Here is a 20266-nt window from a genome sequence, read left to right as displayed (position 1 = left end):
TTGTGTCCGCCGTAATGCGAGGTTTATCTCAACAACAGATAGATACTTTCATCGCCGCGCACCACATTCAGTGCCAGTACCGGCGGTTTCCCTTCCAGTATTTTACGCATTTCAGCAATGGTCTGAACCCGGTTGCGGTTAACGCCGATAATCACATCATCTTTCTGCAGACCAACCTGTTCAGCCGGTGTGCCTTTTTCGATGGTATCGACCTTCACGCCTTTATCACCGGTTTTAGTCTGTCCATCACTCAGGGTTGCGCCCTGAAGCGCGGGTGACATCAGCTGTGCGCTGGCGGTGCTCTGTGCGCTCTGCTCCAACGTAACGGTAACCGTTAATGGCTTACCTTCACGCAGCAGGCCAAGCTTAACCTGGTCACCTGGCGGCGTGGTTCCTACTTTCACGCGCAACTCAGCGAAGCTGGTAATCGGCTTATCGTTGATCGACGTAATGATATCGCCTGACTTCACGCCCGCTTTCTGCGCGGCAGATTGCGGTAAGACTTCAGAGACAAAGGCGCCGCGCTGTGCATCGACATTGAATGCTTTAGCCATATCGGCTGTCATTTCAGTGCCTTTGATGCCGAGCTGACCGCGCTTCACTTCACCAAATTTAATCAGCTGCTGCGCGAGGTTCATCGCCATATCACTCGGGATAGCAAAGCCGATACCGATGTTACCGCCGCTGGAGGCGAGAATCGCGGTGTTGATACCGATCAGTTCACCATTAAGGTTGACCAGCGCACCGCCTGAGTTGCCACGGTTGATCGCGGCATCGGTCTGAATAAAGTTTTCCAGCCCTTCCAGGTTCAGGCCGCTACGGCCCAGTGCGGAGATAATACCGGAGGTGGCCGTCTGTCCCAGCCCGAACGGGTTACCGATCGCTACCGCGAAATCACCCACTTTCAGCTGGTCAGAGTCCGCGACTTTCACCTGCGTGAGGTTTTTTGCGCCCTGAATCTGAATCAGCGCGATATCGGTCTGCTCATCATGACCAATGAGTTTGGCTTCATATTCACTGCCGTCGCCAAGCTGTACGTTGATTTTATCCGCACCGTTGACTACGTGATTGTTGGTGAGCACGTAGCCTTTCGCGGCATCGATGATCACGCCAGAACCTAAACCTTCAAACGGCTGTGGCTGACTATTTCCGCCAGGCATCTGACCAAAAAAACGCTTCAGCGGTTCAGGAATATCCTGAGCCTGTGCACCCGAATCAGTGCCTTCCACATGCACACTGACCACGGCAGGTAGCACTTTCTCCAGCATCGGTGCCAGACTCGGCAGCGGCTGGCCCGCAATTTGTGCTGGCAGCGTTGCCATCGCGTCTGGCGCGGCGGCAAGGCTCATCCCAATACTCAGGGCTAATGCGCTAAACAGGCGTGCTTGTTTTTTCATTGCTACAACGCTCTCGCTGCAAAAGGTGGGAGGAATTAATAAGTGTGACAGTCGTTTGCGGTCAGGGTTCGCAAAAACAGCGGGCGCAGACAGGCTGCGCCCCAAAAAGATTAGTCGCGGGCAGGGCGCTCGCCACGCAGTAAACCGGATGCGCCTTCAGAATAGTCGCGCGGCATCTGCACCGGCACCTGATCGTTGTCCGCTTCGGCTTCAGTCAGCTGATAGGCAAACGGATTTTTCTGGCCAGGCAGATTCGGCAGCAGGTCATTTGAGCCTTTTGCCATATGCTGATAGAGCTGACGATAATCACGCGCCATGTTGTCCAGCAGCTCCGCGCTCTGCGCGAAGTGGTTGGTCAGCTCTTCGCGATAATCCGCCAGCTCCGCTTTCGATTTTTCCAGCTCGTACTGCATGCTGCGCTGCTCACGCAGCTTTTTGTTGCCAAAACGCATGGCGACTGCGCCGACAATAATACCTACCACTAAACCAATTAGCCCGTATTCCCAGGTCATAATGACTCCCGTGTTATTTCCATTGTTCCGTAGGGCATTGCACCATTTCAATAATAGTCACTATACCCGTTAATCTTATGGATGTGGAACTCTGGAGCAGCATGGCTTAGTGTAGAACGGCCTTTTTTTCAGCAACCGTGGTATGAATCAGACACCATTCAGGGACTTTGAAACAACAATGCAAACCTCAACTCCGCTTGCACGCTATGAACAGGCGCTGTCGCAGGGCGAATTCAGGCCCGATGACGTACAACGTGAAGCGATTACCCGTTTAGACGCGCTGCAGCAGGCGCTGGTTGCCCGGCAACAATCCGCCGCGCCTGCCACATCCGGCCTGCTGGGTCGCCTGTCAAAATTGATCGGTAAAGAGAAAAACGAGACGCCACAACCGGTACGTGGACTCTATATGTGGGGCGGTGTCGGTCGCGGTAAGACCTGGGTCATGGATCTCTTTTTTCAGTCTATTCCTGGCGATCGCAAACTGCGTCTGCACTTCCACCGCTTTATGTTGCGGGTGCATGAAGAGCTGACGCAGCTTCAGGGGCAGAGCGATCCGTTACTGATTATTGCGGACAGATTCAAAGCGGAAACGGACATCCTCTGTTTTGATGAATTTTTTGTCTCCGATATCACCGATGCGATGCTGCTGGGCACGCTGATGGAAGCGCTGTTTGAACGCGGCATTGCGCTGGTGGCCACCTCGAACATTCCGCCTGATGATCTCTATCGCAATGGTCTGCAGCGCGCGCGCTTCCTGCCTGCCATCGAGCAGATCAAACGTCATTGTGATGTGATGAATGTGGATGCCGGTATCGACTACCGGTTACGCACGCTGACCTCCGCGCACCTGTGGAACTCTCCGCTGAACAAAGAGACGCACGCTGAAATGGCGCGGATGTTTAAAGCGCTGTCGGGCAGCCAGCCTGAAGATGCGCCGGTTCTGGAAATTAATCACCGCCAGATGCCGACGCTGGGCGTCAGCGAGGGCGTGCTGGCGATTAATTTCACCACCCTGTGTGGCGAAGGGCGCAGCCAGCATGACTATATTGCGCTGTCGCGCCGTTTTCACAGTGTGCTGCTGTATGACGTGCCGGTAATGATCTACAAAACCGAAGATCAGGCACGGCGTTTCCTGGCACTGGTCGATGAGTTCTATGAACGTCATGTGAAGCTGGTGGTCGCGGCAGAAACGTCACTGACCGAGATTTATCAGGGCACGCGGCTGAAGTTTGAATACCAGCGCTGTTTATCCCGACTTCAGGAGATGCAGAGCGAAGAGTATCTGCGTTTACCGCACCTGCCGTGAGAATAATCGGGATAAATACCGAAATAGGGTTCGATTTTTGTAACCGACTTCTCTATAATCTTGCGACCCCACGTTACAGCAAAGGATTTTTTTCCCAAATCCTCTGTGTTCCAGTAACTCTATCCGAAGGGGTGGCTTGCTGGTCAAAATGGTCGTGTGAGCCTCATTCGTTTACTTAAGCGTTTGGGATTTCACCAACGTGTAACTTAATTTGGGTAAGCTTTTCGATGAAAACTTTTACAGCTAAACCAGAAACCGTCCAACGTGACTGGTTTGTAGTTGACGCAACGGGCAAAACTTTGGGTCGCCTGGCGACTGAACTGGCGCGCCGTCTGCGTGGTAAGCATAAAGCGGAATACACTCCGCACGTTGATACGGGTGATTACATCATCGTTCTGAACGCAGAAAAAGTTGCTGTAACCGGCAACAAGCGTACTGACAAGATCTACTATCACCACACTGGCCACATCGGTGGTATCAAACAGGCGACCTTTGAAGAGATGATTGCTCGCCGTCCTGAGCGTGTGATTGAGATCGCGGTTAAAGGCATGCTGCCGAAGGGCCCGCTGGGTCGTGCTATGTACCGTAAACTGAAAGTTTACGCAGGCAACGAGCACACCCATGCGGCACAGCAACCGCAAGTTCTTGACATTTAATCGGGATTAAAGGCAATGGCTGAAACTCAAAACTACGGCACTGGTCGCCGCAAAAGCTCTACCGCTCGCGTATTCATTAAGCCGGGTAGCGGTAACATCGTAATTAACCAACGTTCTCTGGAACAGTACTTCGGTCGCGAAACTGCCCGCATGGTAGTTCGTCAGCCGCTTGAGCTGCTGGACCTGGTTGGTAAATTCGATCTCTATGTCACTGTTAAAGGTGGCGGTATTTCTGGTCAGGCTGGTGCGATCCGTCACGGTATCACCCGCGCTCTGATGGAATACGACGAATCACTGCGTGGCGAGCTGCGTAAAGCTGGCTTCGTAACGCGTGATGCGCGTCAGGTTGAACGTAAGAAAGTCGGCCTGCGTAAAGCACGTCGTCGTCCTCAGTTCTCCAAGCGTTAATTGTTTGCAGCTCCGGCTGCGGCAATTGGCTCAAAAAACCCGCTTCGGCGGGTTTTTTATTTTCTGCCTTCCCATAAACTGTCCGCGAAAACCGTAACGCCGCGCTCAATTTACCTGCAAAGATTCATTCCACGCCCACAAGCAGCCTAAAATCTGGTAAACTCTGTGTCACTTTGCGCCCGCAGGCCGGTGCGTTATGCGCCTCCCCACTGTCGGGGCGTCAGTATCAGTGACGCAGCTAACCAGGTTGCGTGCGAGTTCGATAAGCAAGTGAGTCGCCGTGTGGTTGGCTATTCGCAGTATCTTTTTGTGAACAAACTTGGAGGTTTTCATGGCTGTCGCTGCCAACAAACGTTCGGTAATGACGCTGTTTTCTGGTCCTACTGACATTTTCAGCCATCAGGTACGTATCGTCCTGGCGGAGAAGGGTGTCAGCGTAGAGATCGAGCAGGTCGAAATGGATAACCTGCCGCAGGATCTGATTGACCTCAATCCGTATCGCACGGTACCGACGCTGGTAGATCGTGAGCTGACGCTGTATGAATCACGCATCATCATGGAATATTTAGATGAGCGCTTCCCGCATCCGCCACTGATGCCGGTTTATCCGGTTGCCCGTGGTGATAGCCGCCTGATGATGCACCGCATCGAGCAGGACTGGTATAGCCTGATGAGGAAAGTAGAGAACAGCAGCGGTCAGGAAGCGGAAGCGGCACGCAAGCAACTGCGTGAAGAGCTGCTGGCTATCGCGCCACTGTTTGGCCGTACGCCTTATTTCATGAGCGAAGAGTTCAGCCTGGTTGATTGCTATCTGGCTCCGCTGTTATGGCGTCTGCCGTCAATGGGTATCGATTTGATCGGCTCAGGTTCAAAAGAGCTGAAAGGTTACATGAATCGCGTATTTGAGCGTGACTCCTTCCTCGCTTCATTAACTGAAGCTGAACGTGAAATGCGGCTGCAAGCCCGGGCTTAACGTATGGAAATGTCGCAACTTACTGCACGTCGTCCCTATCTGCTGCGCGCCTTTTATGACTGGTTGCTCGACAACCAGCTGACGCCGCATCTGGTGGTCGACATAAATCTGCCGGGTGTGCAGGTGCCGCTGGAGTATGCGCGCGATGGTCAGATAGTCCTGAACATTGCGCCACGTGCTGTCGGTAACCTCGATCTGGCAAACGATCAGGTGTCGTTCAACGCCCGCTTTGGTGGCGTTCCTCGCCAGGTTAACGTGCCGATGGCGGCGATTCTGGCAATCTATGCGCGTGAAAATGGCGCCGGGACGATGTTTGAACCGGAACCGGCTTACGAGCTGGGCACGCATGAGGCGTCAGAGGGTCAGGAAGAGACTATGATGTCGGTGATTGATGGTGATCGTCCTGACGATGCCAGCGATGACGAGACACCGCCTGATGACGATCCACCGCCACGTGGTGGACGACCTTCACTGCGCGTAGTGAAATAGCAGTGACATAACAGCGAATACCCGTCCATCCGACGGGTATTTTTTTGCCTGTCGGCCATAAAAAAATCCGGCTGCCTGCGCAAGCCGGATTTTTTCAGCAGACCATCGCGATCAATAGACGTCGCGCAGGTAGCGCTTCTCTTTCTTCAGCTGATCGACATAGTCAGCAGCGCGCTCGGTGGAGAGACCACCAAACTGGCGAACCACTTCATACAGCGCATTATCCACATCCTTCGCCATACGCGATGCATCGCCACAGACATAGAAGTAAGCCCCTTCCTGCAGCCAGGCATACAACTCAGCACCCTGTTCAAGCATCCGGCTCTGCACGTAGATCTTCTTCTCCTGATCGCGTGAGAACGCCAGATCCAGACGCGTCAGCAAGCCATTATCGCGCCAGGCAAGTAATTCATCCTGATAGATAAAGTCATGTTCCTGATGCTGATCGCCGAAGAACAGCCAGTTTTTCCCCTGCGCGCCGGTTGCCTGGCGCTCCTGCAGGAAGGCACGGAATGGCGCAATACCGGTACCTGGTCCCACCATGATCAGCGGTGCACTGTTGTTGGCAGGCACGCGGAACGATTTATTGGGTGAGATAAAGATGGCGGGCTTCTCACCGCGACGCACACGCTCGGCCAGGTAGGTTGAGCAGACGCCACCGCGATTACGGCCGCCACTGTGATAACGCACCGAGGCAACGGTCAGATGCACCTGATCAGGATGGGCTTTAGAGCTGGATGAAATAGAGTAAGCGCGATGCTGCAGCGGACGCAGCAGCGCGACAAACTCGGGTACCGCCAGCGTGCGCGTCAGTTCAAGCTGCAGCAGGTCAAGGGTATCTTTGCCCCACAGCCACACGCCCAGCGCATCTTTATCATCATGCTGTAACACATGACGCAGCTCCTGGTTGGTGGTGTTCTGTCCGACCCACTCGATTAACTTGCGTGACGGCTCTGAGATCTCAAACTGATAGGTCAGCAGGTCGCCAAGGCTGCGATCAAAGCCGGGCACCGGCGTCTCGTAGTCCGCGTTAAGCTGGGTCAGCAGCAGGCTGACCAGCGACGGCTCGTTGACCGGAATTACGCCCAGCGCATCGCCCGCTTCATACTTCAGGCCGCTGTCAGACAGGTCGAACTCGAAATGACGAATATCTTTGGCTGACTGCTCGCCTGACAAACGCTTGTTGGTGATCAGCGCGGCGGCGTAAGGATTGGATTTGTTGCTGCCTGGAATGACTGGCGCTTCAGGCGCGCTTTCCAGCACGGTGCCGCTGCTGCCCGCGCTGGCGGCAAACTGTGGCATTGAGCTGTTCAGCCACTCGCTGGAAGGCTCCTCAAAATCGATATCACAATCGATACGATCAACCACGCGTTTCGCGCCCAACTGCTCAAGGCGCATATCAATAAACTTGCCCGCCTGACAGAAGCCATCGTAGCCGGTATCGCCAATCGCCAGCACGGCGAAATGCATCTGCTCCAGACGCGGTGCGGTACTGGCAGAGATCGCATCCCAGAACAGCTGCGCGTTGTCCGGCATTTCACCTTCGCCATAGGTCGAGGTGACGATCAGTACATGGCGCATGGTGGCAAATACGTCGAGATCGACATCGCCCAGCGCCTGAACCACCGGCACCAGACCTTTAGCGCGCGCAGACTTCGCTGCGGTCTGCGCCAGTGCTTCAGCATTGCCGGTCTGTGAGCCATAAAGAATGTGCAGTTGCGTCGTCGCGGCTGCGCCTGTGCCCGCGGCGGGTTGCTGCTTGTCTTCTAATACCAGCAAACGGGAGTGCAGACCCGCAAGAAAGCCAGCCAGCCAGTACTTCTGATCGCCATTAAAAGGTGCATCTTCTGGAATATAAGGAATTTTCATGGGTACTTTTACTCAATCCCGTTCTCGCCCGTCATCAGTGGCATTGTCCGGTGTGAAAGCGGTTCCGCTTTCCCGCGCTGCAGTGTGTGCGACAGGGGAGAGCGGTGCTGCATCTGTCCGGTACAACGATTAATCCGGGCAATGATCAATTAATAATATTCAGTTCAGCCTGATCAGTATCACTGTCAGGAGAGTTTACCCACCGCAGCGGCGATTTCCGGCAATGCCGCTCGTGCAAACAGCTCTTCAAAGTCAGGCAGGTGGCCCAGCACTTCCCGGTTACAGGCATCCTGGTACATGATCCAGCCGTAGGTTGCCAGACTGTCCATGGAGCGGATGTTACGTTGCGTCAGCGCCGCTTTGTAATCTGACATGCGTTTGGTTCCAATCAGACTCGCCAGTTCATCATCGCTGTAGCTCTCGATAGCGGAACGGGCATGACGCTGCAGCTTGCTTATCAGCGAAAAGTCTTCCGTCATCAACAGATTACGGACCGCTTTTTCAACTGCCGCATCTTCAACCGGGGTGCCTTTCGGTAATTTGCCCAGCGCCAGCTGCTGGGCAAAACTCAGCACGGTGTAGTTGTTCAGCAGGACAAACATCTCCAGCGTATCGGTCGCGCCATAAGCCGGTACGGCACCGTTGGCGATGGTTTTACCCTGACGCCATGCGGCTTTAAACTTCGCCACCTGATGGCCTGCCAGCGCCGTCGACAGCTCTTCGAGCAGATCTTTGCGGCTCTTGGCTTTCAGAATCTCGCCGCCATCCTGATAGAGCAGCAGCGAGCGCGGCATCACGTAAACAAAGTGGTGACACTCCGTTTCCCAGTTCTCCAGCAGCCAGGCGGCACGCGGTGATTTGGTCGCCTCCAGATGCCAGTTCAGCATGGTCAGTACCGCCTGCTTGTGCACCTGGGCCATTTCATCCTGATCGGCAATCGAGCCGAACTGCACTGAATCACCGGCAGCATGGCTGGCCAGCGATCCATAGGGGTCGTACTGGTAGGCGAAGCCGCCGCTCATGCCGTTGCCAAATCCTTTACCGAAGGTGCCCAGGTTGAGGATGGCTCCGTTGGTCATATATTCGCAGCAGAAGTCACCGACGCCTTCAACCACGGCGGTGGCACCGGAGTTACGCACCGCGAAACGGTCACCGGCCTGGCCCTGCACGAACAGACGTCCGCCGGTCGCGCCAAACAGCGCAAAGTTACCAATCAGCACGTTGCCATCGGCATCCTGCGCGCCGCCACCAGGCGACATCACGATCAGTTCGCCGCCACACTGTCCTTTGCCGACACCGTCGTTACAGGTGCCGTAATGGGTCAGCTGCATGCCATCGTTGCAGAAGGCGCCAAACGATTGACCGGCAGAACCGGTGGTGGAAATTTTTACGCTCTCAGGGGCCAGATAGCGACGACCGCGATCATCAGTCATTACGGCAGGCATCGCCTGCAGCTGCTCAGAACTCAGCTGATGGTTCAGCATCCGCTCAATGTCGATGGCCAGCTGGCCGCCGACACTTTTGTTTCGGTTATTCAGCACGATGTTGTTGCCCAGAGTGACGTCAGGATTTCCCTGATCCACCAGCGACAGCTTCAGTTGCTCAATCCAGACATCATCCAGCTCAAAATCTTTTTCCAGATAAACCGGCTTGTCGATTTTCAGCTCAGGCACCACGGTAAGCATGGCGCGTAAGTCGAGCTTGCCCACTTCCAGCGGGTGATCCATCAGGTGCAACAGGTCAGAGCGACCGCGTGCCTCACGCAGGGAGCGCAGGCCCATACGCGCCAGGATTTCACGCACTTCATGCGCCACGTTGAGGAAATACTGCGCCAGCTGACGTGGATCGCCATCAAACGCTTCGGCATTCGTGGTTAAGCCAGCCGGGCACTTAACGTTACAGTTCTTCGCCATCACGCATTTCAGCATCATCAGCGCCGTCGTACCGAACTCAAAGCTGTCGCCGCCCAGCAGCGCAGATTTCACCACGTCGCTGCCGGTCTGCTGTGCGCCAGAGCAGCGCAGCAGCACTTTCTCACGCAGGCCGTTGGCGCACAGCGCCTGGTGGACTTCAGCGATGCCGATTTCAGCCACGCGTCCGGTATATTTCAGGCTGGTCACCGACGCAGCGCCGGTACCGCCGGTGTTACCCGCAACGTTAATCACGTCTGCACCGGCTTTGGCCACGCCGACCGCGATGGTGCCGATCCCTTCAGACGAGACCAGCTTGACGATAACGCGCACCCGCGCGGCTTTGCAGTCGTGGATCAGCTGCGCCAGATCTTCGATGGAATAGGTGTCGTGATGCGGCGGCGGTGAGACCAGCTCGACGCCAGGCGTACCGCCACGCGCGGCAGCAATCTCGACGGTAACTTTGGCCGCCGGTAGCTGGCCGCCTTCGCCAGGTTTCGCACCCTGACCAATTTTGATCTCCAGCTCTTCCAGCATCGGATCTGCCAGATAGGCAGCCCAGACGCCAAAACGACCCGAAGCCAGCTGTTTGATGCGTGAGGCACGAATGGTGCCGTGACGGGAGTAATGCTCGCCGCCTTCACCGCAGTTACTCATGCCGCCGACCATATTGGTGCCGTGCGCGACCGCTTCATGAGCGGGAGCCACCAGCGCACCGTGGCTCATCGCCCCGGAGGCAAAGGTACGGGTAATTTCACAGGCTGGCTGCACTTCGCTCAGCGGCAGTGAGGGCAAGGTGGTGAAGATACGTGACAGATAATCGGCCGCTTTACCGTAAGCGGTCACTTTCAGACCGCCAGTCACCACTTCGCTGCTTTCAATATCGTCGCCGAAGCGGGATTTCAGGGCGCGTGACAGGTTCTGCAGGCGTTCGCTCTCAGGCTTCAGTCCTTCAATCGCATCGGTCAGACGCAGCATAAAGTGATTCAGGCTGCCATCTACCACTTCACACTCCATGCCACGAATGGCAAAGCCGTTGTTGGTCAGCGAGTAGCGTCCCAGCTTGCGGCGGAACTCCGCTTCGCTGTCGATGTGGGTCAGGTCAGCCGGGAATGTCAGGATGTCGCGCAGGGCCGCCGGGCGACGTTTACGCTCTTCATACATCAGGCTTGAGAACTGACGGTAATCAGCAGTAATCGCGAAATTATTGATCACCTCATCCGGGATGCGCTCAAAGCTGCTGTCTTTAAAGGTCTCAGGCTTGATGCCAAACGCATTATCCAGTTTAGCCAGCGTCATCAGGCGGATGAAGTTGTCCTCTTCGCGCGCTTTGTCGGCAAAGCGAATCGGTTCTTCGGTCATATCGATAAAGGTCCGCACGGCGATGGTGCCGTAGGAGTGACCTGCGCCTTCTGCACGCTCTTTGAACAGGCCCAGCAACGGAACTTCAGATTCGCCCTGAATCTTCAGTGCGCTCTGGTGCCAGTCAACGGCCATCTGCGCGATCGTCGCGAAGCCTGCGCCGCCCACCGGCGTTTTGATATTCGGGAAATACTTTTTCAGCACCGGATCATCGGTGTTGAGGAAGTTAGGCTCAAAGAACTCACCGCTGCTGTAGCTCTCAACGGTACAGAGGCCCACTTTGCCCATGGTTTTCATCAGTGCTTTTTCAGCCGCTTTGGCATAGCGCTTAAAGGCTTTGTTACCTTCTTCACCTTCACCAAATTTCTCCTCTGCGCGCATCTGTACGCCCAGCGGATAGATAGCTGACGCTCCAAAGCCAAGTGTGGCGGCAATGTGGTGCGACGAGATGCTCTGGCCGCTTTCAACCACCAGAGAAACATCCAGACGCAACCCTTCCTTTATCAGGCGCTGGTTGATGGCGGAAACCACCAGCAGCATCGGGATCGCGGCGTGCTTTGAAGAGATATGGCGATCGGTAAGTACGGCGATGCCACCCTGGGTACGGGCAAAATCAACCACCTGTTGCGCCAGGTCATCAATCGCTTTTTCCAAAGCATTCGCGTTCGCGGTGGTGCTCAGCAGATCTTTGCCGATCACCGGCTCATAGAGCATCTCAAAGCGGGCATAAGGTGCGATAGTCTGCTCGCGTAAACGCAGCATATCGAGGTGGCTGAGAATCGGGGTCGGCACCACAATCTGACGGCCTTTGCTGCGGCCCAGATGGGGTTTTGCCCCCAGCGCGACACGCAACGTCATGCCATCCACTTCGCGGATAGAGTCCAGCGGCGGGTTGGTGACCTGCGCAAAGCGCTGAGAGAAGTAGTGCGCCATGCCGCCTTCATGATCGGATAAGCCGTTGATGGCGTTGCCGTAACCCATCGCAGAGATCTTCTCTGCGCCGGTATTCAGCATCGGGTCCATCATGAACTTGAAGCTTTCCTGATTGTAGTAGTAGGCAACAAAGCGCTGATACGTTTTCAGATCGCCACGATAACGCAGCGGTGAACCCTGCTGTTCTGCCGGGATCTCGGGCAGATCGTCAAGACCGACGCGCGCTTCACGCAGCAACGCCGAATAATCTTTCTCTGCGGCCAGTTTTTCCAGCGCCTGCAGCGTGGTATAGCTGCGTTTTTCACGGTGATCGAAATAGAGCATACCGCCCGCTTCGATACGCCCACGACGCAACACGCTTTCAGGTGGGAAGGCGATCTGGCCCGCTTCCGACATCGCACCGATATAGTCAGCGGTTTCTACTGAACGCAGGGGACGCAGACCCAGACGATCAAGACGCGCGCCAATCACTTCGCCATTACCAAAGATTAAGGCAGCAGGGCCGTCGTTCTTCTCTTCATACAGCGAGAAGTACTCCAGCATGTCACGCACTTCTGGCGACAGCGCGCTGTCGTTTTCCCAGGCGGGCGGCATCATCGACACCACGGCGGTGATCAGATCGAGGTCATCTTCCATCAGACGGCTGTGGATGCTCTGATCCAGGCGCGAACTATCGGACTGGCCTTTAGGCCGCACGATGGTCTTGCCACGGGCCAGCGCCAGCGCGGACTCAGCGATGCGGTTTTTACGGTCAGTGTTCAGCTCGCCGTTGTGCGCCATCAGGCGGAACGGCTGCGCCATCGTGGTATGGGGATCGGTGTTAGTGGAGAAGCGGGTATGGAAAAACAGCCCGCGCACCTGATGATCCGGATCGGTCAGATCTTTGAAGTAAGGGATCACTTCATTGGAATTCAGACGGGCTTTGAACACCTGCGTGCGTGACGACAGCGACAGCGGATAGAGGCCGCCAAATTCGCTTTCGGTAAAGGCACGGGCTTCAATGGTTAACAGGGCACGGTAGATGCGTTTTTCGAAGTCGTTCTGATCCACCACATCCTGTGGCGCAGTGAAAATCCACTGCAGAATCGGTAACTGGAACTGCGCGGCTGCCGGGCGCGTCACGCTGCTGTCGAGCGGCATGTCACGCTTCATGAGTACCGGCAGACCAAAGCTGCTGAGGGTTTCATCCACCAGACGTTCGGCATTCGCGCGCAGCTCAGCATCTTTCGGCACAAAGAAGTTACCGACACCAAAGCGTCCCGCTTCCAGCGGCTGGCCGGTAATTTTGCGGAAGAACTGCAGCGAAAGATCAACGTTGACCCCCGCGCCGTCGCCAACGCCTTCCGCTGACATGCCGCCGCGGTGAGGCACCGTACACAGGGCGCTGTGCGCCATCTGCAGAATCTCGTGGGTCTGCTCGCCGTCCTTACGCGTAATGAAACCTACACCACAGCTGTCACTGCCTGCTGTCGGATCATACAAGCCATAGGATTGAGGTTTTTTAGTGGACATTGAGGGTCTCCTTAAACTGCTTTGACATTACCTGCACTGTTTCAGGGTCTGAGCGCAACGGGGGCGCTATCATTTTCATCGCCATGCTCTGTCGAGCGCGCGTCATAGCCCTGAGCATTTCTCTCCAGACATCGGTAAAACGTCCTTAATTGAGCTGCTCTCTGATTTCCGGTCTCTTAAAGGAGATGACTTAAACCACGCGGGAGTCTTCTTGTTGCATAGATATGCCGAGACAATGGCCCGTCTGGAAAGCTTTCAGCGGATTTCCAACTTATCGGGAAAGCGTAATCAGGTCAAATAGGGCGGTCAGACGGGATTATCATGCGTTTTATCTGATTAAGTGTATGAATTTAATGATTTTTAAGGTTTAAAATGTATCACTCTGGTGCCTGGCGACAAGCCGATAAATGTGAACTGACTCACTGTAGTGCAGGCGTCAGATCTCTGCACCATGCTGGTGACAGGGTGTTAAGCAGCATTAAATGCTGTTCAGCACCCATGATGCATAGCATGTATCTGTTTTTCTTATGTCCGGCTATTTGAATGAAACCGCGGTTGGTTATAAGAAAAATTAATCAGCATGGGCATGCTTAAAACAGCATTAAAGATGAATGGCTATGCATATAAAAGGGTGTGCCTGTGCAACAGGACGCTGCCAGGATATTGAAAAAAGGCCGTACAGAGAAATCGGTGATTCGCTGGCGGCCTTACAGATTATTCATTTGGCACAGTCAGTCAAGGGTTTTAACCGCTTTGTCCTTAACGTCGCCGATCGGCGAGGCTGCTGCACCATAAAAGCGCATTTGATCCCTTATCTCCACGCGACGTGCTGCGACGGCAGCGGGTTAACTGCGCTATTATGAGGCTGTTTCTCTTCCAGGGAGTTGTTATGAAACAAATTCGTCTGTTGGCGCAGTACTACGTTGATTTAATGGTGAAGCTTGGACTGGTGAGGTTCTCGCTGCTGCTGGCGTCTGCGCTGGTGGTGCTGGCGATGATTGTCCAGATGGCGGTCACGATGGTACTGCGGGGCCATGTCGAGAGTATTGACGTGGTGCGTTCGGTCTTCTTCGGGCTGCTGATCACGCCCTGGGCGGTCTATTTTCTCTCAGTGGTGGTCGATCAGCTGGAGGAGTCACGGCAACGCCTGGCACGGCTGGTGGATAAGCTGGAAGAGATGCGTACCCGCGATCTGGAACTCAATCAGCAGATGAAAGAGACCATTACGCAGCTGAATCAGGAGATCAGCGATCGTAAAAAGGCGGAGCTGGCACGCGAACAGGTGATGGATAAGCTGCGTGAAGAGGTAACGCGTCGTGAGCAGGCACAGATTGAGCTGGAACAGCAATCCTCCTTCCTGCGCTCCTTCCTGGATGCCTCGCCTGACCTGGTGTTCTATCGCAACATCGATAAACAGTTCTCCGGCTGCAACCGTGCAATGGAGCTGCTGACCGGCAAAAGCGAAAAGCAGCTGATTGGCCTGACGCCGCGCGATATCTATGATGATGAAGCGGCCACTAAGGTGCTGGAAACGGACGAAAAGGTATTCCGCCACAACGTCTCGCTGACCTATGAACAGTGGCTGCAATATCCCGACGGACGCAAAGCCTGCTTCGAGATCCGTAAAGTGCCTTACTACGACCGCGTGGGTAAGCGCAGCGGATTGATGGGCTTTGGCCGCGATATAACCGAACGTAAGCGCTATCAGGACGCGTTAGAGAACGCCAGCCGGGAGAAGACCACCTTTATATCTACGATCAGCCACGAGCTTCGTACGCCGCTTAATGGCATTGTCGGCCTGAGCCGCATCCTGCTGGACACCGACCTTAATCAGGAACAGCTGAAATATCTCAAAACCATCCACGTCTCCGCCATCACGCTGGGCAATATCTTCAATGATGTGATTGAGGTGGACAAAATCGAGCGCCGTAAAGTACAGCTGGATAATCAGCCGCTCGACTTCACCGGTTTCCTGGCCGATTTAGAAAACCTCTCTGGTCTGCTGGCACAGCCGAAAGGGCTGAAGTTTGTGCTCGCGCCGCAACTGCCCCTGCCGCATATGATCTCTACAGATGGAACGCGTCTGCGCCAGATTCTGTGGAACCTGATTGGTAACGCCGTGAAGTTCACCCAGCAGGGCGAGATCGTGGTGCGGGTAACCTATGAGCAGGACGAGACGCTGCGCTTTGAGGTGCAGGACTCCGGCATGGGTATCCGTCAGGAGGAGCAGGACAAGATCTTCGCTATGTATTATCAGGTCAAAGATCAGCATGGTGGTAAACCGGCTACCGGTACCGGCATCGGACTGGCAGTATCACGCCGCCTGGCGCAGGCGATGGGCGGTGATATCCGCGTGCACAGTGCGCCGGGACAGGGTTCCTGCTTCACCGTAGAGATTAAAGCGCCACGCATTGCTGAAGAGGTGGAGGATGAAGGCGTGGACGACAGCCTGCCACTGCCTGCGCTGCACGTGCTGCTGGTTGAAGATATTGAGCTCAATGTGATTGTGGCGCGCTCGGTACTGGAGAAGCTGGGCTGCAGTGTAGAGGTCGCCATGACCGGCAGCGAGGCGCTGGCGATGTTTGACCCGCTGGAGTTTGACCTGGTGCTGCTGGACATTCAGCTGCCCGATATGACCGGGCTGGATGTCTCACGTGCGATTCGCCAGCAGTACCAGGGAACGCATCTGCCCCCGCTGGTTGCTCTTACCGCCAATGTCCTCAAAGACAAAAAAGAGTACTTCGACGCGGGAATGGATGACGTGCTCAGCAAACCGCTGGCAGTGCCGGCACTCACTGCGATGATTAAAAAGTACTGGGATTATCAGGCAGAACCGGAAGAGGAGATCGCTGATGTCAGCGATGACAAAACCCGGATGCTGCTGGATGTCGCGATGCTCGAACAGTATATCGAGCTGGTTGGTCCCAGCCTGATTACCCAAAGCCTGACGATGTTTGAAAAGATGATGCCGGACTACCTTGCGGTGCTGGAGTCGAATCTGATGGCGCGCGATCAGAAAGGCATTGCTGAAGAGGGACACAAAATCAAAGGGGCGGCGGGTTCGGTCGGGCTGCAGCGTTTGCAGATGCTGGCGAAACAGATTCAGAGTCCGGAGTTACCGGCGTGGTGGGACAATGTGGGTGAATGGATTGATGAGCTGAAGCATGAATGGCGACACGATGTGCAGGTATTACGCGACTGGGTGGCAGAGCAGGATAAGTGATACCCCGGAAAAAAATGACCCCAGCCGAGGCCGGGGTGCGCGAAATACTGCGCCAACACCAGGGAAATCATTGCGGCCGCTATGATTTGAATAATTAATGCAGCCGCAGGGTATTGGTTAACACTGTCATCACCTTAGCAAATTCATCTTCTCATGCGACAAGATTCATTAAAATTTGTGATATTGAGCAGCGTTTAAATACAGAAAACATTAATTTGGCAACACAGTCAAGTAAGGAATTAATTTCTGTGCTGTGTTGCTGCTATTTTAATCAGTTTTACGCTTTTTCGTGTAGTTTTAATGCTGCCGGGCAGGGAAACTGAGGCTGAGCAGCACCAAAGTGAGCCGCCGTTAACATTTGCCTTTTGAGTGAGGCTAACGCGCTGATATTGCAAGCGCGCTGCCTGAAATGACACGAATTATCCAAAACGATTTGGAATGATAAAAAAGAATCTAAAAGTTTGTCCTTCTGTCGTTCTGCTATCAGGGTTATTACTGGAAGGAAATAGTGCCATTCTGGCAACCCGTGACGCCATTAAGCGCTGCTTATTTATCCGTTATAACGATAATTCTGATTAACCTTTGGGCGCGGCAGGATTAAGAAAATAATAACAGTTAAGCATGGTAAATGATTCATGCGGGCGCTTATTACTCATTATTAAGTGTTTATCTGGAAAGATGCTAAGCAATGGCAATGAATGGAACCGATTCCTTTTTTGCGGAAGTACTTGAACTATTTCGAACTGTTGCAGCATGTTGATGCAAAATGATTGAATAAAGTCTGGAAACAGCCTGTCAGTTTTCAGCGATAATCGTAAAAAGGCTGCTTTTTTAGCAGTGATTACATGAGTGATTGATTAACGTCTGAAACAAGTGTGGGAAGATTGCATGAACAAGCATAAAGGAAGCGTCGGACAGCGTATCAGACGTATTGTTGGTCGTATCGTACTGGTGTGGCTGGGAATATGGCTGGCGGGCATTTTACTCTTTTCGTTCTTACCCGTGCCGTTCTCAGCGGTGATGGCTGAACGACAGATTGGAGCCTGGTTACGCGGTGATTTTAGTTATGTCGCCCATTCAGACTGGGTCGGCCATGACGAGATTTCGCCCTGGATGGGGCTGGCCGTTATCGCCTCAGAAGATCAAAAGTTTCCCACCCATTGGGGCTTTGATGTGGCGGCGATTGAGTCTGTACTGGATAACAGCGATAGCCGGATGCGTGGGGCGTCCACGCTGTCTCAACAGACGGCGAAGAATCTGTTCCTCTGGGATGGTCGCAGCTGGGTGCGTAAAGGTCTGGAAGCGGGTCTGACGGTAGGAATTGAAACGGTCTGGACGAAGCGGCGTATTTTAACCGTCTATCTCAATATTGCGGAGTTCGGGCCCGGCATCTTTGGCGTTGAGGCGGCTTCTCAGCGCTACTTCCATAAGCCTGCCAGCCGGCTGACCGCAGCAGATGCTGCCTTACTGGCAGCGGTGCTGCCTAATCCGATACGTTATCGTGCTGCAGCACCCTCAGGCTACGTCAGAGAGCGGCAGCAGTGGATACTGCGTCAGATGCGCCAGCTTGGTGGGGAAGGCTTCCTGCAGCGTAATCAGCTCGACTAAGCATTAATCTTCATCGAAACCCGCTTCAAATAACTCAATGACCGCTGCCAGCGCCGGGATCTCCTCCGGGCCGCTGGCTTCAATCTCAATGTGGCCGCCTTTTGCCGAGTCGAGCATCAGCAGCGCAATCACGCTGCTGGCTTCGGCTTCAGTGCCCGCTTCATTACGCAGTAATACTTCGGCATCAAAGCTCTGCACCAGCTCAAATAACTTCATCGCCGGACGTGCATGCATGCCCAGCTTATTTTTGATTTCTACAGTTTGTCTGACGGTCATGATTTGCGCTTTTCCAGCGTACGATGGCGTGACTGCACATTCTTACCCCGTGAACGGAAGTAATCTGCCAGCTGTTCTGCAATATAGACTGAGCGGTGTTTACCGCCGGTGCAGCCAATCGCCACGGTAAGATAGCTACGGTTATTGGTCTCCAGCATCGGCAGCCAGAGTTCAAGGTAGCTGCGCGTCTGGTAGATAAAATTATGCACTTCAGTGTGGCGATCAAGGAAGGCCGCCACAGGACGATCGAGGCCGGTCATCGGGCGCAGTTTGGGATCCCAGTGGGGGTTGGGCAGAAAGCGCACGTCAAATACATAGTCAGCGTCAATCGGAATGCCATGCTTGAAGCCAAACGACTCAAACACCATGGTCAGCTCACGTTCACGCTTGCCCAGCAGGCGGGTACGCAGCATCTCTGCCAGCTCATGCACCGACATCTCTGAGGTGTCGATGATCAGATCGGCACGTGAACGAAGTGGCTCCAGCAGATCGCTCTCTTCATCAATCGCGCTCTCCAGCGAGAGGTTTTTGCTGGAGAGGGGATGCAGACGGCGCGTATCGCTGTAACGACGAATCAGGGTGTTGCGATCGGCGTCGAGAAACAGCAGCTGAGGGGAAAATGTATCAGGCAGATTATTCAGTGCGGTTTCAAAAATTTCCGGGGATTCGGGCATATTACGCACGTCGATGCTGACCGCCGCCGAAATATTGCGCTCAGCCAGCGAGTTAGCTAACTCAGGCAGCAGCACGACCGGCAGGTTATCAACGCAGTAGAACCCCATATCTTCCAGCGCACGGAGCGCCACTGACTTCCCCGAGCCTGAACGACCGCTAACGATCATCAGCACCATGACCTTCTCTCCCGTTTTAAAACCGGCACCCGGCCGGTAAAGACGCGTTACTGCTCCGACTGGACTTCCGTAATAATGGCATAGAGCTCTTCATCACTCTGCGCTGCGCGCAGACGACGGCAAACCGTTTTATCTGCCAGACGCTTTGCCACCAGTGACAGGGTGTGCAGATGTGTTTTGCACTGGTCAGCCGGGACCAGTAAGGCAAACAACAGATCGACCGGCTGGTTGTCGACGGCATCAAACGCAATCGGCTGTTCGAGGCTGATAAACACCCCAACCGCGCGCAGCGTATCCTCTTCCAGCTTGCCGTGCGGGATGGCTATCCCGTTACCAATACCGGTACTGCCCATGCGTTCGCGGGTCAGGATCGCTTCGAAAAGCGTCTGGTGCGGCAGGTTGAGCTGCTTAGCGGCCAGTTCGCTGATGATTTCCAGCGCACGTTTTTTGCTCTGGCAGTGGACGCCGCTGCGGGTGCAGTCTGGCGAAAGCACTGTGCTCAATTCCAGTGTGAGATCGTTGTTCATTATCGTTTCACTTGCGTGTTCACCAGGCCATTCACCGCCAGCGCGTATTGACGCGTGTGACAAACGGCGCCTGCTCAGATGACAAAACGGGGCGGATTATCCGCCCCATCCTGTCGGCTCTGCGCGCCAGGCGCGCGTCGCTAGCGTGAAGGTTAGTGTTTTTTCAGTTTATCTTTGTGTTTGGTCAGCTGACGGGTGAGCTTATCGATCAGTCCGTCAATGGCCGCATACATATCTTCCGCTTCGGATGTGGCGTGCAGCTCGCCACCATTCACGTGTAGTGTTGCGTCAGCCACCTGCGTGACTTTCTCAACCTTCAGGACAATATAGACCTGATTGATATGTTCAAAATAGTGTTCCAGTTTGGCAAATTTACCGTTGACGAATTCACGCAGAGGTGGAGTGATTTCAACGTGTTGCCCGGTCAGGTTCAGCTGCATAGGTCTTCCTTCTC

15 protein-coding genes are annotated in these 20266 nt (G+C 54.5%); 7 read left to right on the top strand and 8 right to left on the bottom strand.

The features are described 5' to 3' along the window. Nucleotides 1-23: 23 nt before the first annotated feature. Both degQ and zapG read right to left on the bottom strand, forming a co-directional pair. The gene (gene degQ, locus AFL22_RS08535; protein ID WP_052271180.1) at nt 24-1397 is read right to left on the bottom strand and encodes a serine endoprotease DegQ; all 1374 of its coding nucleotides are present in this window, start codon (nt 1395-1397) and stop codon (nt 24-26) included. Between the two features lie 110 nt (nt 1398-1507). Then, entirely contained in the window at nt 1508-1909 is a 402-nt protein-coding gene (gene zapG, locus AFL22_RS08530) for a Z-ring associated protein ZapG (RefSeq protein ID WP_003848291.1), read from the bottom strand. A 178-nt stretch (nt 1910-2087) separates the two neighbouring features. Here zapG and zapE point away from each other — a divergent pair, with 178 nt between their 5' ends. The 5 genes from zapE to sspB all read left to right on the top strand — a co-directional run bounded on the left by zapE (nt 2088) and on the right by sspB (nt 5741). After that, complete coding sequence (zapE, locus tag AFL22_RS08525; protein ID WP_022625259.1) at nt 2088-3215, top strand: cell division protein ZapE; 1128 nt, start codon at nt 2088-2090, stop codon at nt 3213-3215. Between the two features lie 227 nt (nt 3216-3442). Beyond that, on the top strand, nt 3443-3871 hold the full coding sequence (gene rplM, locus AFL22_RS08520; protein WP_008925400.1) for a 50S ribosomal protein L13: 429 nt from the start codon (nt 3443-3445) through the stop codon (nt 3869-3871). Between the two features lie 15 nt (nt 3872-3886). Next, nucleotides 3887-4279 carry a 30S ribosomal protein S9 gene (gene rpsI, locus AFL22_RS08515; RefSeq protein WP_008925401.1) on the top strand — a complete coding sequence of 131 codons (393 nt, stop codon included), beginning with the start codon at nt 3887-3889 and terminating at the stop codon, nt 4277-4279. Nucleotides 4280-4610: 331 nt separating this feature from the next. Further along, nucleotides 4611-5252 (top strand): stringent starvation protein SspA, encoded by a 642-nt coding sequence (sspA, locus tag AFL22_RS08510; RefSeq protein WP_009092481.1) that lies wholly within the window; start codon nt 4611-4613, stop codon nt 5250-5252. A 3-nt stretch (nt 5253-5255) separates the two neighbouring features. Beyond that, on the top strand, nt 5256-5741 hold the full coding sequence (gene sspB, locus AFL22_RS08505; protein WP_010251939.1) for a ClpXP protease specificity-enhancing factor: 486 nt from the start codon (nt 5256-5258) through the stop codon (nt 5739-5741). 111 nt (nt 5742-5852) lie between these two features. On the opposite strand, the gene AFL22_RS08500 is transcribed toward sspB, so the two are convergent. Both AFL22_RS08500 and AFL22_RS08495 read right to left on the bottom strand, forming a co-directional pair. Further along, entirely contained in the window at nt 5853-7610 is a 1758-nt protein-coding gene (locus tag AFL22_RS08500; protein WP_031592002.1) for a sulfite reductase subunit alpha, read from the bottom strand. Nucleotides 7611-7795: 185 nt separating this feature from the next. Beyond that, nucleotides 7796-13327, bottom strand: coding sequence for a glutamate synthase-related protein (locus tag AFL22_RS08495; protein ID WP_052271179.1), 5532 nt, complete (start codon nt 13325-13327; stop codon nt 7796-7798). An 889-nt stretch (nt 13328-14216) separates the two neighbouring features. Here AFL22_RS08495 and arcB point away from each other — a divergent pair. Both arcB and mtgA read left to right on the top strand, forming a co-directional pair. Further along, nucleotides 14217-16550, top strand: a complete 2334-nt coding sequence (gene arcB, locus AFL22_RS08490) for an aerobic respiration two-component sensor histidine kinase ArcB (protein WP_010251930.1) — start codon at nt 14217-14219, stop codon at nt 16548-16550. Between the two features lie 888 nt (nt 16551-17438). Then, nucleotides 17439-18158 (top strand): monofunctional biosynthetic peptidoglycan transglycosylase, encoded by a 720-nt coding sequence (gene mtgA, locus AFL22_RS08485; protein WP_010251926.1) that lies wholly within the window; start codon nt 17439-17441, stop codon nt 18156-18158. A gap of 3 nt (nt 18159-18161) precedes the next feature. Here mtgA and npr read toward each other — a convergent pair whose 3' ends face one another. The 4 genes from npr to hpf form a co-directional block, all read right to left on the bottom strand. Continuing rightward, complete coding sequence (gene npr, locus AFL22_RS08480; protein ID WP_010251923.1) at nt 18162-18434, bottom strand: PTS phosphocarrier protein NPr; 273 nt, start codon at nt 18432-18434, stop codon at nt 18162-18164. After that, nucleotides 18431-19285, bottom strand: a complete 855-nt coding sequence (gene rapZ, locus AFL22_RS08475; RefSeq protein ID WP_010251920.1) for an RNase adapter RapZ — start codon at nt 19283-19285, stop codon at nt 18431-18433. Before rapZ ends, npr begins: the two co-directional genes overlap by 4 nt. Nucleotides 19286-19332: 47 nt before the next feature. Then, nucleotides 19333-19812 (bottom strand): PTS IIA-like nitrogen regulatory protein PtsN, encoded by a 480-nt coding sequence (gene ptsN, locus AFL22_RS08470; protein WP_010251916.1) that lies wholly within the window; start codon nt 19810-19812, stop codon nt 19333-19335. 152 nt (nt 19813-19964) lie between these two features. Continuing rightward, entirely contained in the window at nt 19965-20252 is a 288-nt protein-coding gene (gene hpf, locus AFL22_RS08465) for a ribosome hibernation promoting factor (protein ID WP_010251913.1), read from the bottom strand. Nucleotides 20253-20266: the final 14 nt, after the last annotated feature.

Source organism: Pantoea sp. CFSAN033090, assembly GCF_001264395.1.
Lineage (GTDB): Bacteria > Pseudomonadota > Gammaproteobacteria > Enterobacterales > Enterobacteriaceae > Pantoea > Pantoea agglomerans.
This window is presented reverse-complemented; position numbering and strand designations above follow the sequence as displayed.

What these genes read in the sequence shown, in the direction of transcription:
- degQ (WP_052271180.1), bottom strand. Translation starts at nt 1,397, where the DNA reads ATGAAAAAACAAGCACGCCTGTTTAGCGCATTAGCCCTGAGTATTGGG.
- zapG (WP_003848291.1), bottom strand. Translation starts at nt 1,909, where the DNA reads ATGACCTGGGAATACGGGCTAATTGGTTTAGTGGTAGGTATTATTGTC.
- zapE (WP_022625259.1), top strand. Translation starts at nt 2,088, where the DNA reads ATGCAAACCTCAACTCCGCTTGCACGCTATGAACAGGCGCTGTCGCAG.
- rplM (WP_008925400.1), top strand. Translation starts at nt 3,443, where the DNA reads ATGAAAACTTTTACAGCTAAACCAGAAACCGTCCAACGTGACTGGTTT.
- rpsI (WP_008925401.1), top strand. Translation starts at nt 3,887, where the DNA reads ATGGCTGAAACTCAAAACTACGGCACTGGTCGCCGCAAAAGCTCTACC.
- sspA (WP_009092481.1), top strand. Translation starts at nt 4,611, where the DNA reads ATGGCTGTCGCTGCCAACAAACGTTCGGTAATGACGCTGTTTTCTGGT.
- sspB (WP_010251939.1), top strand. Translation starts at nt 5,256, where the DNA reads ATGGAAATGTCGCAACTTACTGCACGTCGTCCCTATCTGCTGCGCGCC.
- AFL22_RS08500 (WP_031592002.1), bottom strand. Translation starts at nt 7,610, where the DNA reads ATGAAAATTCCTTATATTCCAGAAGATGCACCTTTTAATGGCGATCAG.
- AFL22_RS08495 (WP_052271179.1), bottom strand. Translation starts at nt 13,327, where the DNA reads ATGTCCACTAAAAAACCTCAATCCTATGGCTTGTATGATCCGACAGCA.
- arcB (WP_010251930.1), top strand. Translation starts at nt 14,217, where the DNA reads ATGAAACAAATTCGTCTGTTGGCGCAGTACTACGTTGATTTAATGGTG.
- mtgA (WP_010251926.1), top strand. Translation starts at nt 17,439, where the DNA reads ATGAACAAGCATAAAGGAAGCGTCGGACAGCGTATCAGACGTATTGTT.
- npr (WP_010251923.1), bottom strand. Translation starts at nt 18,434, where the DNA reads ATGACCGTCAGACAAACTGTAGAAATCAAAAATAAGCTGGGCATGCAT.
- rapZ (WP_010251920.1), bottom strand. Translation starts at nt 19,285, where the DNA reads ATGGTGCTGATGATCGTTAGCGGTCGTTCAGGCTCGGGGAAGTCAGTG.
- ptsN (WP_010251916.1), bottom strand. Translation starts at nt 19,812, where the DNA reads ATGAACAACGATCTCACACTGGAATTGAGCACAGTGCTTTCGCCAGAC.
- hpf (WP_010251913.1), bottom strand. Translation starts at nt 20,252, where the DNA reads ATGCAGCTGAACCTGACCGGGCAACACGTTGAAATCACTCCACCTCTG.